General features: G+C 42.8%; 17 protein-coding genes. 7 read left to right on the forward strand and 10 right to left on the reverse strand.

Annotated elements, in window-relative coordinates:
* Positions 1–65 precede the first annotated feature (65 nt).
* Entirely contained in the window at positions 66–1,124 is a 1,059-nt protein-coding gene (locus PAND9192_RS15875) for a CNNM domain-containing protein (RefSeq protein WP_087821891.1), read from the reverse strand.
* 228 nt (positions 1,125–1,352) lie between these two features.
* Between PAND9192_RS15875 and hupA the strand changes: the two genes are divergently transcribed.
* Together hupA and PAND9192_RS15885 are read left to right on the forward strand one after the other, a co-directional pair.
* Entirely contained in the window at positions 1,353–1,625 is a 273-nt protein-coding gene (gene hupA / locus PAND9192_RS15880) for a nucleoid-associated protein HU-alpha (RefSeq protein ID WP_045032623.1), read from the forward strand.
* A gap of 43 nt (positions 1,626–1,668) precedes the next feature.
* Positions 1,669–2,343, forward strand: coding sequence for a DUF1481 domain-containing protein (locus tag PAND9192_RS15885; RefSeq protein WP_087854551.1), 675 nt, complete (start codon positions 1,669–1,671; stop codon positions 2,341–2,343).
* Between the two features lie 70 nt (positions 2,344–2,413).
* On the opposite strand, the gene purD is transcribed toward PAND9192_RS15885, so the two are convergent.
* On the reverse strand, positions 2,414–3,703 hold the full coding sequence (gene purD, locus PAND9192_RS15890) for a phosphoribosylamine--glycine ligase (protein ID WP_087854552.1): 1,290 nt from the start codon (positions 3,701–3,703) through the stop codon (positions 2,414–2,416).
* Between the two features lie 104 nt (positions 3,704–3,807).
* On the reverse strand, positions 3,808–5,400 hold the full coding sequence (gene purH, locus PAND9192_RS15895; RefSeq protein WP_087854553.1) for a bifunctional phosphoribosylaminoimidazolecarboxamide formyltransferase/IMP cyclohydrolase: 1,593 nt from the start codon (positions 5,398–5,400) through the stop codon (positions 3,808–3,810).
* 226 nt (positions 5,401–5,626) lie between these two features.
* On the opposite strand from purH, the gene zntR reads away from it, so the two are divergent.
* Positions 5,627–6,097: a Zn(2+)-responsive transcriptional regulator gene (gene zntR, locus PAND9192_RS15900; RefSeq protein WP_087854554.1), complete on the forward strand. Its 471-nt coding sequence runs from the start codon at positions 5,627–5,629 to the stop codon at positions 6,095–6,097.
* Here zntR and PAND9192_RS15905 read toward each other — a convergent pair.
* Entirely contained in the window at positions 6,094–6,294 is a 201-nt protein-coding gene (locus PAND9192_RS15905; RefSeq protein ID WP_231730737.1) for a hypothetical protein, read from the reverse strand. The genes zntR and PAND9192_RS15905 overlap by 4 nt on opposite strands.
* Positions 6,295–6,476: 182 nt before the next feature.
* Between PAND9192_RS15905 and ppnP the strand changes: the two genes are divergently transcribed.
* On the forward strand, positions 6,477–6,758 hold the full coding sequence (ppnP, locus tag PAND9192_RS15910) for a pyrimidine/purine nucleoside phosphorylase (RefSeq protein WP_036788928.1): 282 nt from the start codon (positions 6,477–6,479) through the stop codon (positions 6,756–6,758).
* Between the two features lie 68 nt (positions 6,759–6,826).
* On the opposite strand, the gene malI is transcribed toward ppnP, so the two are convergent.
* Positions 6,827–7,855 (reverse strand): Mal regulon transcriptional regulator MalI, encoded by a 1,029-nt coding sequence (gene malI / locus PAND9192_RS15915; RefSeq protein WP_087854556.1) that lies wholly within the window; start codon positions 7,853–7,855, stop codon positions 6,827–6,829.
* 283 nt (positions 7,856–8,138) lie between these two features.
* Here malI and malX point away from each other — a divergent pair, with 283 nt between their 5' ends.
* From malX to PAND9192_RS20725, 3 genes are all read left to right on the forward strand, one after another.
* Entirely contained in the window at positions 8,139–9,728 is a 1,590-nt protein-coding gene (gene malX / locus PAND9192_RS15920) for a maltose/glucose-specific PTS transporter subunit IIBC (protein WP_087854557.1), read from the forward strand.
* A 76-nt stretch (positions 9,729–9,804) separates the two neighbouring features.
* Positions 9,805–10,989, forward strand: coding sequence for a MalY/PatB family protein (locus tag PAND9192_RS15925; protein WP_087854558.1), 1,185 nt, complete (start codon positions 9,805–9,807; stop codon positions 10,987–10,989).
* 510 nt (positions 10,990–11,499) lie between these two features.
* Complete coding sequence (locus PAND9192_RS20725) at positions 11,500–11,664, forward strand: hypothetical protein (RefSeq protein WP_159458259.1); 165 nt, start codon at positions 11,500–11,502, stop codon at positions 11,662–11,664.
* A gap of 84 nt (positions 11,665–11,748) precedes the next feature.
* On the opposite strand, the gene fis is transcribed toward PAND9192_RS20725, so the two are convergent.
* From fis to PAND9192_RS15950, 5 genes are all read right to left on the reverse strand, one after another.
* Positions 11,749–12,045, reverse strand: a complete 297-nt coding sequence (gene fis, locus PAND9192_RS15930) for a DNA-binding transcriptional regulator Fis (protein WP_005372656.1) — start codon at positions 12,043–12,045, stop codon at positions 11,749–11,751.
* A gap of 23 nt (positions 12,046–12,068) precedes the next feature.
* Complete coding sequence (dusB, locus tag PAND9192_RS15935) at positions 12,069–13,034, reverse strand: tRNA dihydrouridine synthase DusB (RefSeq protein WP_060998727.1); 966 nt, start codon at positions 13,032–13,034, stop codon at positions 12,069–12,071.
* Between the two features lie 176 nt (positions 13,035–13,210).
* Positions 13,211–14,095: a 50S ribosomal protein L11 methyltransferase gene (gene prmA / locus PAND9192_RS15940; protein WP_087854559.1), complete on the reverse strand. Its 885-nt coding sequence runs from the start codon at positions 14,093–14,095 to the stop codon at positions 13,211–13,213.
* 153 nt (positions 14,096–14,248) lie between these two features.
* Positions 14,249–15,706, reverse strand: coding sequence for a sodium/pantothenate symporter (gene panF, locus PAND9192_RS15945; protein ID WP_087854560.1), 1,458 nt, complete (start codon positions 15,704–15,706; stop codon positions 14,249–14,251).
* Entirely contained in the window at positions 15,699–15,980 is a 282-nt protein-coding gene (locus tag PAND9192_RS15950) for a YhdT family protein (RefSeq protein WP_036788894.1), read from the reverse strand. Before PAND9192_RS15950 ends, panF begins: the two co-directional genes overlap by 8 nt.
* Between the last annotated feature and the right edge of the window lie 41 nt (positions 15,981–16,021).

Below are 16,021 nucleotides of genomic sequence, written 5' to 3' on the forward strand. Positions count from 1 at the left end.
AAAAAAAGGGACCATCAGGTCCCTTTTTTATTCTAATTAATATAAAGCAGTTACAATAACGTTAGTTAAATATCGTCATCATTATTTTCAATCATCTTATGCTTTTTCTTCCACTTATCCCAACGCTGATAAGCCAGTTGCTGCATGTCAGTATTTTTATCTGCTTCATCGACGATCTCTTCGCCAACTAAACTTTCAAAAATATCTTCCAGTGTCACTAAGCCTTGTACTGTACCGTATTCATCAACAATCAAAATGAGTTGTGAACGTTCTTGCATTAAACGCTCAAATGCTTTGGGTACGCTTACGTTGTTCATAATCACAGGCAATGGGCGCATGAGCGTGCCGAGCTCCTGGCCACCTTTGCCTGCTTGGCTTTCTGCAAATAGTTCTAAGCGGTGCACAAAGCCAACAATATTATCGCTTTGCTCGCTAAATACTAATGGGCGTGAGAATGGACTACTTTTGTATTTGGCTAAAAATTCGTTGATGGTTTGCTGTGCATTAACACGGAATAACACCGGTCGTGGCGTCATGATTTTAGTCACGCTCACGTCTTTAAACTGCAGTAGGTTAGTCAGAATTTTAGACTCACCTGCGCCTAATTCACCAGACTCATGAGCCAACATTGCCATTGCTGATAATTCATCGCGTAGTTTAGGTTGTACGTGACCATGGGCTAAACGACGGGTAATTTGTTCTGAGATCCACACTAATGGCATTAATAGCACCACCATCCAGCGTAATAATATTGCACTTGTTGGTGCTAATTGACGCCAATAAGTTGCACCAATTGTTTTGGGAATAATTTCTGACAGTAATAAAATACCGACGGTTAATGCACCTGAGAAAACACCTAACCACTCACTACCAAAGACCACAGTCGCTTGCGCACCTGCTGTTGCAGCACCGACGGTATGGGCGACGGTATTTAGGGTTAGAATTGAGGCTAAGGGTCGATCTATATTATCTTTGAGTGCGGCAAGTTTAGCTGCTGCTGGGTGGTTTTGTTGACGTAAAGTGCCGATATATCCCGGCGAAATACTCAATAAAACCGCTTCTAAAACGGAACAAATAAACGACACCCCTATAGCTACAGAGATGTAAATCGTAAGCAGTACCATATCAACCTGTCAATTAATCAGCGAATTTCGGCTATATTAATCGGGGCGAGTGGAAATAAAAACAACTCTTTTTTGAATGTTATTAGTAACATTTTGTGAACTTTAGCTCAGTTTATGGTTAAAGAGTCTCCATTTAGACAGATAAAAGCTGACAAACCTTTGCCACACAGGCTTCTTTTGAATTAGAGTTGGGCGGTATTAAGCCCAAAACCTTAGAAGGGAAACCGAATGAACAAGACCCAACTGATTGACCTGATCGCAGAAAAAGCAGATTTGTCTAAAGCACAAGCAAAATTAGCATTGGAAGCTACTCTTGAAGGCGTTACTGATGCGCTTAAAGATGGTGACCAGGTTCAACTAATTGGCTTTGGTACATTTAAAGTGAATCATCGTGCAGCTCGCACTGGCCGTAACCCACAAACGGGTGCGGAAATTCAAATTGCTGCTGCTAACGTTCCTGCGTTCGTATCTGGCAAAGCACTTAAAGACGCATTAAAGTAATTTAAAATAACGCCAGAATGCCACTGCATCTGGCGCTTTTTTTATGGTACGTATAACGCTTTCTCTGGTGGTTGCATTTTTACTTACAGGCTGTGCGGCAAGCGACATGGCTGAAAATGCAGTAATTACGCCTAAAACTGTCACGGTTGCTGAAGCTGCAACTGATGGTCCTCATTTTTATTGGTATACCTTCCGTCCTAATCAACCTATAACGCTCAATGAGCGTGTATTCACCTCCAACCTAGGGCAATATCAGGCTAGTTATCGTTGGCGCTCAGGAAAGCTGTTTGAGCTCTATCAGCAAGGCCAACAGCGCATTGATGGCTCTGTTACCCCATTTACATTGCAATTACGGTTTGATAGTGATGGTTTAGCAGTGTTTCAGCGTTATCAGCAAGGACAAACCATTGTGCCATTAACCAATGTGGAAATCGCGAAACTACACCGTCAAACACTAAGGTTAGCTGCTAAAGTTGAGCAACTAAATCAACATCGGCATTTATGGGTACAAGGGCATTGGCAACAACAGCAGTTTATTCCTTGCCAGCAGCAACAACCAGTTGAAGTTATTGCTCAATCAAACGCTGAAAAATTATCGGGGCAAGGGTATATGGCGGTAAGCGGACAGTTGCAGCAAGGACAATTAAAGGTTGATGATATTTTATTGCAGCGACCACAGTTACAATGTTTGGTGGCACCTAATTTATTAAAGCAGTAATTGTCGTTGACGGTAGATCAAAAAAACGCGCTGATTAAGCGCGTTTTTAGGTTATGAGGGAACAATGTGGTTACTGTTGTTCGCGAGCAATAGCGCGGTAACCAATATCATCACGGTGGAACATACCATTCCACGAAATTTGTTTGGCTAACGCATAAGCGCGTTGTTGTGCTTCAAGGACTGAGTCGCCCATGGCGGTTGCACATAATACTCGACCACCATTTGTCACCACATCGCCGTGAGTATTATAGGCAGTGCCGGCATGGAATACTTTTTCGCCCGCTGGCTCTGGCTGAGATAAGCCGCTGATAATATCACCTTTGTGGTAATCGCCAGGATAGCCGCCAGCCGCAAGTACGATACCGATAGCCGCCCGTGGATCCCATTTAGATTCGACACTATCTAATTTCTCATCAATTGCAGCTAAACACAGCTCCACTAAATCAGATTGCATCCGTAGCATGATCGGTTGTGTTTCTGGATCACCAAAGCGGCAGTTATATTCAATCACTTTAGGGGTGCCGTCAGCCATTACCATTAAGCCTGCATAGAGAAATCCGGTATACGGTGCGCCTTCTGCAGCCATGCCTTCAACGGTTGGGTAGATCACTTCTTTCATTACGCGATCGTGAATGTCTTGGGTGACGACTGGCGCAGGTGAATATGCACCCATACCGCCAGTATTAAGACCCGTATCACCATTACCGACGCGTTTATGATCTTGGCTGGTGGCCATTGGTAAGACATTCTTACCATCAACCATTACGATGAAACTTGCTTCTTCACCGTCTAAGAACTCTTCGATAACCACACGGTGACCCGCTTCACCAAATGCATTACCAGCGAGCATATCGCGCACGGCATCTTCGGCTTCTTGTGCTGTCATCGCAACAATTACGCCTTTTCCTGCCGCTAAGCCGTCGGCTTTGACAACAATCGGTGCGCCTTTTTGCTTTAAGTAAGCAAGAGCGGGTTCGATTTCAGTAAAATTTTGGTATTCAGCGGTTGGAATATTGTGGCGCGCTAAAAAGTCTTTGGTAAAAGCTTTAGAACCTTCAAGCTGAGCTGCGGCTTGAGTTGGGCCAAAAATGGCTAATCCAGCAGCACGAAACGCATCAACAACGCCAATCACTAAAGGTACTTCTGGGCCAACAATGGTCAGTTCAATATGATTGTTCTGTGCAAATGAGACTAAAGATGCAATATCTTCAACACTGATATCGACATTTTCTAATTTTGGTTCAAGTGCCGTGCCTGCATTACCGGGCGCGATGAAAACCGTTTCGACTTGTGGGTTTTGTGCCGCTTTCCAACCTAATGCGTGTTCACGGCCACCGTTACCAATGATCAGTACTTTCATTGTTAATCCTTATTGCTTTACGCTAAATACTTAAAAATCTCTACTCTTTACACTAAAGAGCAGAGACTAAATCGACATTGCTTGATCACTAAAGTAATAACAACTTAGTGGCGGAAATGACGCATACCGGTAAATACCATCGCCATGCCATGCTCATCAGCCGCCGCAATAACTTCATCGTCACGCATTGAACCGCCTGGTTGAATAACACAAGTAATGCCGGCTTCTGCTGCAGCATCAATACCATCACGGAATGGGAAGAACGCATCAGAGGCCATAACGCTACCTGCTACTTCTAGGTTTTCGTCAGCAGCTTTAATACCCGCAATTTTGGCAGAATAAACTCGGCTCATTTGACCGGCACCGACACCAATAGTCATATTGCCTTTAGCGTAAACAATCGCGTTCGATTTGACGTATTTCGCTACTTTCCAACAAAATAGTGCATCACGTAATTCGTCAGCTGTTGGTTGGCGCTTTGATACCACAGTGAGATCATCAACCGATACCATGCCTTGGTCACGATCTTGAACCAATAGCCCACCATTGACACGTTTAACATCAAAACCTGTGGTTTTAGTCGACCATTCGCCACACTCAAGCAGGCGTAAGTTTTTCTTGGCTGCGATGATAGCTGTTGCTTGTGGTGAGACTTTAGGCGCAATGATCACTTCAACAAATTGGCGATCAACGATAGCTTGGGCGGTTGCTGCATCAAGTTCACGGTTAAAAGCAATAATGCCGCCAAAGGCTGAAGTAGGATCGGTTTTATAAGCGCGATCGTAAGCTTCAAGCAGATTATCACCAAGTGCAACACCACATGGATTAGCATGTTTGACAATCACACAAGCTGGAAGGTCAAACTCTTTGACGCATTCAAGTGCAGCATCGGTATCAGCGATGTTGTTGTAAGACAGTGCTTTGCCTTGCAGTTGAGTCGCGGTTGCCACAGACGCTTCTTGTGGGTTGGCTTCAACATAGAATGCCGCTGCCTGGTGACTGTTTTCACCGTAGCGCATGTCTTGCTTTTTCTCGAACTGTTGATTGAAGGTTCGTGGGAATTTTGATTCTTGATCACCTTCTTTATTGTCGCCGTAAGAAGGCACCATAGTACCGAAGTAGTTGGCAATCATACCGTCGTAAGCAGCAGTATGCTCAAAAGCCGAAATAGCAAGATCAAAACGCGTTGCATGGGTTAATGAGCCATCATTGGCGCTCATTTCAGTAAGGACGCGATCATAATCGTTAGCATTAACCACAATCGTTACGTCTTTGTGGTTTTTAGCGGCTGAGCGCACCATAGTCGGTCCGCCGATATCAATATTTTCGACTGCATCTTCTAAACTACAGTTTGGATTCGCAACGGTTGCAGCGAATGGGTAGAGATTAACTACTACCATATCAATAGGATTAATACCGTGTTGTGCCATCACTGCATCATCGATGCCGCGGCGGCCTAAAACACCACCATGTACTTTAGGGTGAAGGGTTTTTACGCGGCCATCCATCATTTCTGGAAAACCGGTGTAGTCGGAAACTTCAGTGACTTGAATGTTCTGCTCTGCAAGTAAACGCGCGGTACCACCTGTAGATAAAATTTCTACGCCGCGATTGGCAAGGGCATGAGCGAATTCAACAATACCTGTTTTGTCTGATACGCTTAGCAGCGCGCGGCGAATAGGACGAACGTTTTCCATTGCTACCATCTCTCTAATACACAGTGAATAGGATATTTTCCAACGCCAATCTATGTGGGATTAGATTGGCGTTGGGAAATATCCTCGGCTAAAATCGAGCAAAGCCAAGAATTAGTGAACGATATGTATCAATCTGATGCCTATTCTACATGAATATTTACATTGCGCAAACGTTTGCTATTTGAGGGTGATCACTGATATATCGAGCAAGTGAAAGGGCGTAAGAATGTACTTAATTGGACAGTTAGCAAAATTATGTAATGTCAGTAGTGACACATTACGTTTTTATGAAAAGAATGGTTTGATTGAGCCAGCAGGTCGCAGTGACAGTGGTTATCGCCTCTATAGCGAAGGTAATTTATCACGGGTTAAATTTATTTTACGGGCGAAAGCGATAGGTTTAAGTCTAGGTGAAATTTGTGAATTGCTTGATATTCGACTTGAAGCTAGTCAGCACAGTTGTGCTGAAGTAAAAGCAATCACTCAAGCTAAATTGAATGAAGTTGATAGTAAAATCGCTGAACTACAGCGGATTCGAGGTGCATTAAAAAAAATCAATGATGCCTGTTGTGGTCATCGTAATGATGATGCCAGTCATTGCTCGATTTTGGGGGCATTAAATGACAGTGATGATATGACCAACCCCGCAGTAACACCAGAGCCGTGTAGTTCAGGACAATGCCATTGTGATCATTAATCACTGGTCGCTTGTTTAACATTTTCAATCACATCTTTAGTGGTATCACGAAAGAAATGACCAGTTGCTTTGGTTGCATCACGTGTTGCATGACCAACTTCAGTTAAACCTTGTTTCATGTCTTGTTTGTTTTGAGTTGAACATCCGGCAACAGCAACAATGCTAAAAACCATGGCAGCGATAGTGATTTTTTTCAATGTAAATAACTCCATAAATAATAATGATTGCTAGTGTAGCGTTTTTTAGTGCTGATCCAAGTCAAAATCAGGTTAGTTCGTCATATTTTTGACGAGTATTTTTCGTTAGGGGTTCATTTAAATTTGTGATAGTTTCAGGGCTTCGAAAATTTGCTTTACCCGTTTAGCAATAAGGAAATTCAATGTTAAAAGTGAATGAATATTTTGATGGCCAAGTAAAATCAGTTGGCTTTGAATCTGCAGGTGATCATGCCAGTGTTGGTGTAATGGTTGCGGGTGAATATACTTTTTCGACAGCTGCCCCTGAGCGTATGACGGTAGTGAAAGGCGAACTTACCGTAAAATTACCGGGCCATGTTGATTGGGAAACCTATGGTGCAGGTGATGATTTTGAAGTCCCTGGCGATAGTGCATTCCACGTTAAAGTGACCAAGACGACTGCTTACTTATGTGACTACTTATAAGCCACCTCGAGCAGATTTGTTTGTAAAAAAAGCTTCGTTATTGACGAAGCTTTTTTTATGGAGTGCATTTAAGCAGAGTCGCGACAAATAAGCTGTGGTGCAAGTATTAAACGTTGAGTTATGCCATCATCACTTTTCATTCGAGCAAGTAAACGCTGGCCTGCTTGTTGGCCGATTTCTCTGATTGGTGAGCTGACAACGGTCAGTGACGGTTGGCTCAATGTGGCTTCAGTAATATCATCAAAGCTAATAATCGCCACTTGCTGATCAATATAATTATCTTTACCCACACTTTTTCCGCTGCGTTTAACACCGTATATCGCTCCAAGTGCAATGGTTGGGTTATGGCACAGAATCGCGGTTATCTTAGGGTGTTGGGTCAACAGTTGCTGTACCGTTGCTGCAGCATGGATTTGGTTATTATCACCTTCTACTATCCATTCATTTTTAAACGGTAATCCGTATTGCATCAGGGTGCTACCAAAGCCGCCAAGCCGTTCTGCGCGAGTTAAAGATTCACCGGAACCACCGACGTAGGCAATATGGCGATGGCCTTGTTCAATCAGATATTTACTCGCCACTACCGCTGCTTGGTGGTTATCTGGGCCGATATAATCTACCTCATTATTCACCGTCGCTCGTGCCAAACAAACAGCAGGGATACCTGCTTGCTGTGCCATTGCAATCACTGTTGCAGTGGCTTCTCTTTCGGGACTAAAGGCGAGGCCTGCAACACCTTGTTGAATCATTGATTGTACACATTGGATTAATTTGTGTGGGTTGTGATTAGATTGAGCCAAAAATAATAAATAGCCTTGTTGCTCTAGCTGTTCGCTGATACCAGCGGTAATTTCAGTATAAAAGGGATCGGTAATATCCGTTAATACCAAGCCAATTAAGTTTGAATGGGAAGTACGTAAATTGGCAGCGGCGGTATTACGAACATAGCCCAATGCAGTAACCGCTTGGTTTACTTTATCAATGGTTGCGGTAGATATACGGCCTTTGTTACTGAGCACTAACGAGACAGTAGAGACAGATACATCAGCATAGGCTGCGACATCAGTTATTTTTATTTTGGGTGTCTTAGTCGCCATAGAAGATGGGTCCTATTCATTGATTTGCATTTAAAAACGTTATGCTGATTGCAATTATTCTAACAGCATCACAAATTTGGAAATGGGTGCTAGCACACTATATTTCCGTGATCTTGCTAGCGATAAAGTTGGGTAAAACGTTTTATCATTTGCTGCGTAATTTATCAAAAGCGTTGGCAGAAGTCTTGAGCTCATCTTTGTCGACGTTTTTTTTCAATAAAGAGCTAAAACGATTTACCTCTTTATTATCGACGTTGAATGTCTCGTTAGTGAGTGACTCATTATGGCTAAATCTGCACCAAAATCCGCACCTAAGACGACCCTGTGGGAATTTTTCCAAAGTTTAGGCAAAACCTTTATGCTGCCGGTCGCATTGTTGGCGTTCTCGGGCATTTTATTGGGGATCGGTAGTTCATTATCGAGTGCCGCAGTAAAAGAAAGCATGCCATTTTTAGATAACACCTTGTTGCAATTGCTGTTTATGTGGATGACTAAAATTGGTTTAGTTGCCTTTATTTATCTGCCAATAATGTTTGCTGTTGCGATTCCATTAGGATTAGCGCGTGAAGAAAAAGGGGTGGCAGCGTTTGCAGGTTTTGTTGGTTATTCCGCTTTAAATCTCTCGATCAATTTTTATCTAACCGTTGCAGGGGTGATTGGTAACCCAACCGAAGAGAAGGCTTATGGGGTTAAATTAATCCTTGGGGTCGAATCGATTGATACTGGTATTTTGGGCGCGGTAATTGTCGGTATTATTGTCGCTAAACTGCATGCACGTTTTTATACCTATAAGATGCCGGATGCGTTAGCTTTCTTTGGTGGTGCGCGTTTTGTGCCGATTATTTCAACCTTAGTTTTGGGTGTGGTTGGTTTGATCGTACCACTAGTATGGCCTTATTTTGCGATGGGTATTGCTGGAATTGGTAACTTAATCTCTCATGCTGGTCCGTTTGGCCCATTCTTATTTGGTACTGGTGAGCGCTTATTATTACCGTTTGGCTTACATCACGTTTTAGTTGCTTTGGTACGTTTTACTGAGGCCGGTGGTTCGTTAGAAGTGTGTGGGAAAACAGTCAGTGGCGCACTGAATATTTTCTATTCTGAGTTGGCTTGTCCAACATCTCAAGGCTTCTCTGGCTCTGCAACTGCCTTTTTATCTCAAGGTAAAATGCCAGTGTTCTTAGGTGGTTTACCAGGCGCAGCGCTGGCGATGTACCATTGTGCACGTGTTGAAAATCGTGGCAAAGTGAAAGCGTTATTATTATCAGGCGTGATCGCTTGTATTATCGGTGGCATTACCGAGCCGTTAGAGTTCTTGTTCTTGTTTGTTGCACCTGCGCTATATGTTGTGCATGCCATTTTAACTGGCCTTGGCTTTATGGTGATGGGGTTATTGGGCGTGACGATTGGTAATACTGACGGCAACATTATCGACTTCTTAATTTTTGGTGTGCTACAAGGTACGGCAACAAAATGGTATTTAGTACCCATGGTTGCTGCAATTTGGTTTGTGGTTTATTACAGCGTGTTCCGGTTTGCAATCACTCGTTTTAATCTTAAAACCCCAGGCCGTGAGATTGAAACTAAAGATGCACTGGCGTTTGCGGTTACAGGTGAAAAAACGACGGGTTATAAAGGTGATATTATTTTAGCGGCATTAGGTGGTGCGGATAATTTAGTGTCACTTGATAACTGTATTACCCGTTTACGTTTGTCAGTTAATGATATGAGCCTAGTTAATGATGCGGTATTAAAAGCCAATGGTGCTTTAGGGGTGGTGAAACTTGATGATCATAATCTGCAAGTGGTGATTGGACCTCAAGTCCATATGGTGAAAAACGAAATTCAAGGGTTGCTACCCGCTAGCGCATAATAAAATGGGCGGAGCTTACGGCTCCGCTTTTTTTTGATGTTTATATTGTTTTGACTTGGTTGTTTTCGAGGTTGTTATGTTTGATTTTTCTACGCCTGTTAACCGTTATGGCACTTATTGTACTCAATGGGATTATGTTGCAGATCGGTTTGGCAGTGATGATTTATTACCGTTTACGATTTCAGATATGGATTTTGCAGTAGCCCCTTGTATTCAACAAGCACTCTCAACACGATTAGATCATGCGGTGTTTGGTTATAGTCGATGGAACCATGCGGATTTTAAAGATGCCATTAGTGGTTGGTTCCTACGTCGCTATCACAGCAATATTGATCCTAATAGTATTGTTTATGGACCGTCTGTGATTTATATCATTTCGCAGTTGGTGCAGTTATGGACTGAAGTGGGTGATGGCGTATTGGTTCATACGCCAGCTTATGATGCGTTTGCCAATATGCTCAGTGCTAATCAGCGTCAGTTGTTAACCAGCCCATTATTGAAAACGAAAGCTGGTAGCTATGAGATTGATTGGCCACAGTTTGAGGCACAAGCAGCACGATCTGAATGTAAGGTGTTGTTATTATGTAGTCCTCAAAACCCAACTGGACGAGTATGGACGCGTGATGAACTCGAGCGTATGGTACAAATTTGTCACCAATATGGTGTGAAGGTAATTTCTGATGATATTCATATGGACATTGCCTTTAGTGATTATATTCCATGGTCACAAATTGCCGTTGATCAGCAATGGGCTTTAGTTTCTTCAGCGTCTAAATCTTTTAATATTCCCGCATTGACAGGCGCGTATGCAGTGATTGCTGATCAATGTACTCAGCAAGAGTATTTAACCCAACTTAAAGCTGCTCATGGGCTATCATCACCTTCTATTCTTGGCGTTATTGGTCATATTGCAGCTTACAATGACGGTGAACCGTGGCTGGTGAGCCTTAAGGATTATCTGCATGGCAATTTAGCGTATGTGGCTGAACAATTAAATCAGGCTTTTCCTGCACTCAATTACCAAGTACCGCAAGGAACTTATTTAGCTTGGATTGATTTAACTCCACTTCAGATTGATATGGATGCATTACAGCAATTATTAATTAATGATTATCACGTCGCTATCATGCGTGGAGACACATATGGTGTTGAGGGGGGTGGTTATGTGCGCTTAAATGTAGGCTGTCCACGCAGTAAGATTGAGATTGGTGTTGCGGCATTGATAGCGGCATTACATCGATTAATTGATAGTAGTGAATAATAGATAGTGGAATTAATGCTATTTATTAAGATAGCAGGCCAGGCATCCCTTTAGAGTATTTTGTTATGTTATTGTTACTTAGGTATGATTAGTGCATTGTTAACTCAATAGAGAATTTGCCACATGCCTAGGTGCGATAATTGTCAATCTTATGATGTTGAACGAATACATCGAAAGTTTTACCAACGTTTATTGATTAAACGAGTAAAGATCTGTAACGAATGCGGTCATATACATAAACATTTTAAGTATACGTTTTTAAATAAATCAGAACGTTAATTGTTCTGATGTACTTCAAGCCGTAAATATATTCTTTAGTATTGAACTGTGATGGTGATTGAAATCATTATTTAGTAATAATTAACTGTCTATTTTCTTTGGGTAAATAGGCTTTATGAGATAATGAAATCATTAATATCATTTAGGTGTGTTTTATTTATAGTTCTGGTTTTATGTTGATCTTATTCATGTATGCTACCTGTTGGGTATTATTCTGGGAAGAGATCAGATATGAATCAATGTAATTATTGCCAATCATATGATGTTGAGCGGGTACATCGTAAATTTTATCAACGGATCTTTATTCGACGTATTATTCAATGTCGTCAATGTGAGCAAGTACATAAATGGTTTAAATATGACTTTTTAAATAAATCTAATACTGCACATGATTAATGTATTTGTTGTTTTAATAATGAAAAAGCCCATTTCATCGTGATGATGAAATGGGCTTTTTTACAATCATTAAACCAATATGGTTTAGTTCATGCCGTATTTCTTTAGCTTCTTACGTAGCGTACCACGGTTGATACCCATCATGGTTGCAGCGCGAGTTTGGTTACCGCGAGTGTACTGCATGATAGTGTCTAGTAGTGGTTGTTCAACTTCTGCAAGCACAAGCTCGTACAGATCGTCGACTTCCTGACCATTTAATTGAGCAAGGTAGTTTTTAAGGGATGCCTTCACTGAATCACGTAATGGTTTCTGTGTGATTTGGTCTTGTGAAGTTACAGTTGTTACTGTTAACGCTTCGGAAGTCAGATTTTGTTCGAACATAATTCTGTAAGCTCTTCTAGTATTTATGCAACGTTTTCGAAGTAGCCTTGCAGCGCATCGATTTGCTGTTGAGCATCCTCGAGTGCGTTGAAGGTCCGGCGGAAATCACCAGCTGGTGCATGTTCTTTCAAATACCAAGACACGTGTTTACGTGCAATGCGTAATCCTAGGTAATCACCATAAAATTGGTGAAGTGCCTTAACATGTCCCAACATAATTTCACTGATTTCGTCAATTGACGGTGCAGCGAGGTGTTCACCGGTTGTTAAGTAATGGTGGATTTCTCTAAAAATCCACGGCTTTCCTTGTGCAGGTCGGCCAATCATTAGAGCGTCGGCACCGGTGTAATCCAATACAAAGCGTGCTTTCTCCGGGCTATCGATATCACCGTTAGCGATAACTGGGATTGAGATGGCTTGTTTCACCGCTCTAATGTAGTCATATTCCGCTTCACCTTTGTACATGCAAGCCTTTGTACGTCCATGGAGGGCGAGGGCCTGTATGCCACATTGTTCGGCGAGTTTGGCTATGTTGACACAATTCCTGTTGTCCAGATCCCAGCCTGTACGGGTTTTAAGCGTAACAGGCACATCTACTGCGTCCACCACTGTACGAAGAATTTCTTCGATCAGGTTGGGATACTGCAATAGCGCAGAACCGGCTAATCGTTTATTTACTTTCTTAGCTGGGCATCCCATGTTGATATCGATGATTTGCGCACCGTTTTCAACACTGAATTGCGCCGCTTCGGCCATCAATTTTGGATCAGCACCTGCTATCTGAACCGAACGAATCCCTGATTCACCTTCGTGAACCATGCGATTGAGCGATTTAGACGTCTTCCAGAGATCTGGATTTGACGACATCATCTCGCTAACAGCCATGCCTGCGCCGTAGCGAAGGCATAATTCACGAAATGGCCGATCGGTCACACCCGCCATTGGCGCGACTATCAGTTGGTTTTTAAGTTGATATGGACCGATATGCAAAATGTCTCTACCTGACTGTGCCAGTAAGGGCGCGCATTTTACGCATTTTTTACGCTGCTGAAAAGGCCAATAATTGAGCATGATGATTTTGTTTGTCAAAACAGCATGATTTTCAATCAATTGACCTATTAAATTAATTAAAAATAATCAACAGCAGCAACCAATTACCGTAAATTTTATGCTTTATGACCCGAGATACGACACCACTCTTCGCGTGCCATTACTGGATCTAATGTGATTTCATCGCTGTAGTAAGTTGCAACATCTTCTGCTTGGCTTTCAAGTACACCAGAGATTGCAAGATCACCTCCATTTTTTACCAGACTTTTAATCACTGGTGATAATTCACGCAGTGGGCCGGCTAGAATGTTAGCAACAACCACGTCAGCTTGAATGCCTTGTGGCTGATCTTGGGGTAGATATAGCTCGAGATTGTCTGAAACGCCATTGCGCTTAGCATTATCACGAGAAGCTAAAATAGCCTGTGGATCGATATCAATACCAATTACTTTTGCTGCGCCTAATTTAAGTGCAGCAATGGCTAAAATACCTGAACCACATCCAAAATCGATAATCGTTTTACCGTTAAGATCTTGACCGTCTAGCCACTCCAGACACAGTGATGTGGTTGGGTGCGTACCAGTACCAAATGCCAAACCTGGGTCTAGCAATACATTAACGGCATCAGGTTCTGGTGCTTCACGCCAGCTTGGGCAGATCCATAAACGGCGACCAAAACGCATTGGGTGGAAGTTATCCATCCACTCACGTTCCCAGTCTTTATCTTCTAATTGCTCGATTTTATAAGCAAAATCATCAGCAATTAGCGGACTGTTTTTAAGCATGTTCAGCACGAAATCCATGTCGGCTTCAGCATCATACAAACCAATAACGTCAGTATCACCCCATAAACGGGTTTCACCTGGCATAGGCTCGAAAACTGGCGTGTCTTGTGCGTCAAGGAAAGTGGCGGATAGAGCACCAGTCTCTTCCATTAGCATGTCGCCAATTGCTTCTGCGTTCTCTGCAGTAGCGTTCAGTTTAATTTGAATCCAAGGCATGGTTTATTCGCTTATTTTGTGACTACTTGAACATAGGGGGCGCAGTTTAGCATGAAATTTCACCAATCCCCATTAGCAGATGCTAAACAATAGATAAAAAAAGAGCGTATCGCTAGACACGCTCTTGGTTATGCTGGTGAAATTAACAAGTCACTATTCGTTAGCTACAGCGATTTTTGGCTGGTTAGGGCGCGCATAACTACCAATAATAAAGGCAAGTAAACCAATGACTAATGTCGGCACTATCGCGTGCATACCGCCCATATCGGGTTTACCTAGTGATAATCCTAAATAGGTGGTTAGGCCAACAATCATCGAGGCAAATGCGCCTGTTGCTGAGGCCTTTTTCCAATATAACCCTAACACTAATGGCCATAGGAATACTGCTTGTAAGCTACCAAAGGCTAATAAATTAAGCCAAATAATCATATTGGGTGGGTTCATTGCCGCAACAAACACCAGTGCTGAAAAAATACCTGTAACCCATAGTGATAGCTTAGGCAACTTGGTTTCAGCTGCGTCACCTTCAACGATTTTAGGATTAATATAATTGATATATAAATCTTTGAGTAAGGTTGCAGATGCTTGAATTAACTGGGAATCAATGGTCGACATGATGGCTGCCATTGGACCAGCTAAGAAGATTCCGGCAACTGCTGGTGGTAATACTGTCACCATTAAGGTTGGCATGATTTGGTCAGGGCTGGCGATATCAGGCACGATAGCACGGCCTAATGCACCCGCTAAATGCATTCCGAACATCAATAGCGCCACCATAATGGTGCTAATGACCATGCCTTTATGCAATGAACGGCTGTCTTTATATGACATACAGCGTACTGCAGCATGAGGTAAACCAATGACGCCAAAACACACCAGAATCCAAAAGCTGAGCATAAAAGGTTGGCTTAAAAAGTGGTTGGGACCATAGGGTGAAACCAAAGCCGGGTCAATATCATGCAGTTTGGTCACCAGCGCACCAATACTGCCGCCGGTATGTACGATTCCAACGAGTAGAGCGATCGTACCGATGATCATCATGATCCCTTGAATGGTATCGGTCATAACGACCGCACGAAAGCCACCAATCGTGGTATACAGTCCGACCGTGATCGCAAACAACATCAGTCCATGAGTATAAGACAGTCCAGTGACGGTTTGCAGTAACCGTGCGCCGCCAACAAATTGCACCACCATAGTGCCAAAGAAGGCTAATAGTAGTGATAGAGAAGCAAAGATCACCACGCCTTTGTGTTGGTAGCGAGCATATAAAATATCATTGAGGGTTAATGCATTATGACGCCGAGACTCAATCGCAAACTTTTTGCCAAGCACACCTAATGTTAGCCATGCTGCAGGTAGTTGAATCATGGCGAGCAATACCCAGCCCAACCCCATCTTATAAGCAGCACCAGGACCACCAATAAAGGTGCTGGCACTGGCATAAGTCGCAGCAAGGGTCATCGCGAGTACAAAGCCACCCATACTACGACCACCGACAAGGTATTCAGTTAAGAAATTACCCTTACCCTGAAAACGGCGAGTATAGAGTGCAACGCCAAAAACGGCGGCTAAATAGAGCACCAAAGGAATGATAAGTTGGCTATTCATGTGGTTTATCGTCTGTTATTTCAAGAGGGAGATCGTGGTAAATAAATTTGACCATAAGGGCGCAAAGTATTGTAAAAACAATTGGGCCAATAATGCATGACAGCAAAAACCATAATGGGAAACCAAAATAGAGGGTTGGCATACTGAGGTCATTAATAGCGGGGGCAAACCCATAGGCGGAAACATACCACCAAAGAAAATAAGCTAACGCGAGTCCTATCGCCCAGCGCGCTTCTTTATGCGCTTGGCGGTAGCGGGCAGAAAGCGTTTTCATGCGGTTTCTCCAGTTGTTATTGGTCAGAGGCTTATCAGAGA

The sequence above is a fragment of the Photobacterium andalusiense genome (genome assembly GCF_900185625.1).
Taxonomy (GTDB): domain Bacteria; phylum Pseudomonadota; class Gammaproteobacteria; order Enterobacterales; family Vibrionaceae; genus Photobacterium; species Photobacterium aquimaris.

Bases quoted from the DNA above. Each gene is read 5' to 3' on its own strand.
- malI (WP_087854556.1), bottom strand. From the start codon at position 7,855: ATGGCGACTAAGACACCCAAAATAAAAATAACTGATGTCGCAGCCTAT.
- purD (WP_087854552.1), bottom strand. From the start codon at position 3,703: ATGAAAGTACTGATCATTGGTAACGGTGGCCGTGAACACGCATTAGGT.
- PAND9192_RS15875 (WP_087821891.1), bottom strand. From the start codon at position 1,124: ATGGTACTGCTTACGATTTACATCTCTGTAGCTATAGGGGTGTCGTTT.
- purH (WP_087854553.1), bottom strand. From the start codon at position 5,400: ATGGAAAACGTTCGTCCTATTCGCCGCGCGCTGCTAAGCGTATCAGAC.
- PAND9192_RS20725 (WP_159458259.1), top strand. From the start codon at position 11,500: ATGAATCAATGTAATTATTGCCAATCATATGATGTTGAGCGGGTACAT.
- panF (WP_087854560.1), bottom strand. From the start codon at position 15,706: ATGAATAGCCAACTTATCATTCCTTTGGTGCTCTATTTAGCCGCCGTT.
- prmA (WP_087854559.1), bottom strand. From the start codon at position 14,095: ATGCCTTGGATTCAAATTAAACTGAACGCTACTGCAGAGAACGCAGAA.
- PAND9192_RS15950 (WP_036788894.1), bottom strand. From the start codon at position 15,980: ATGAAAACGCTTTCTGCCCGCTACCGCCAAGCGCATAAAGAAGCGCGC.
- ppnP (WP_036788928.1), top strand. From the start codon at position 6,477: ATGTTAAAAGTGAATGAATATTTTGATGGCCAAGTAAAATCAGTTGGC.
- zntR (WP_087854554.1), top strand. From the start codon at position 5,627: ATGTACTTAATTGGACAGTTAGCAAAATTATGTAATGTCAGTAGTGAC.
- hupA (WP_045032623.1), top strand. From the start codon at position 1,353: ATGAACAAGACCCAACTGATTGACCTGATCGCAGAAAAAGCAGATTTG.
- PAND9192_RS15885 (WP_087854551.1), top strand. From the start codon at position 1,669: ATGGTACGTATAACGCTTTCTCTGGTGGTTGCATTTTTACTTACAGGC.
- PAND9192_RS15925 (WP_087854558.1), top strand. From the start codon at position 9,805: ATGTTTGATTTTTCTACGCCTGTTAACCGTTATGGCACTTATTGTACT.
- malX (WP_087854557.1), top strand. From the start codon at position 8,139: ATGGCTAAATCTGCACCAAAATCCGCACCTAAGACGACCCTGTGGGAA.
- fis (WP_005372656.1), bottom strand. From the start codon at position 12,045: ATGTTCGAACAAAATCTGACTTCCGAAGCGTTAACAGTAACAACTGTA.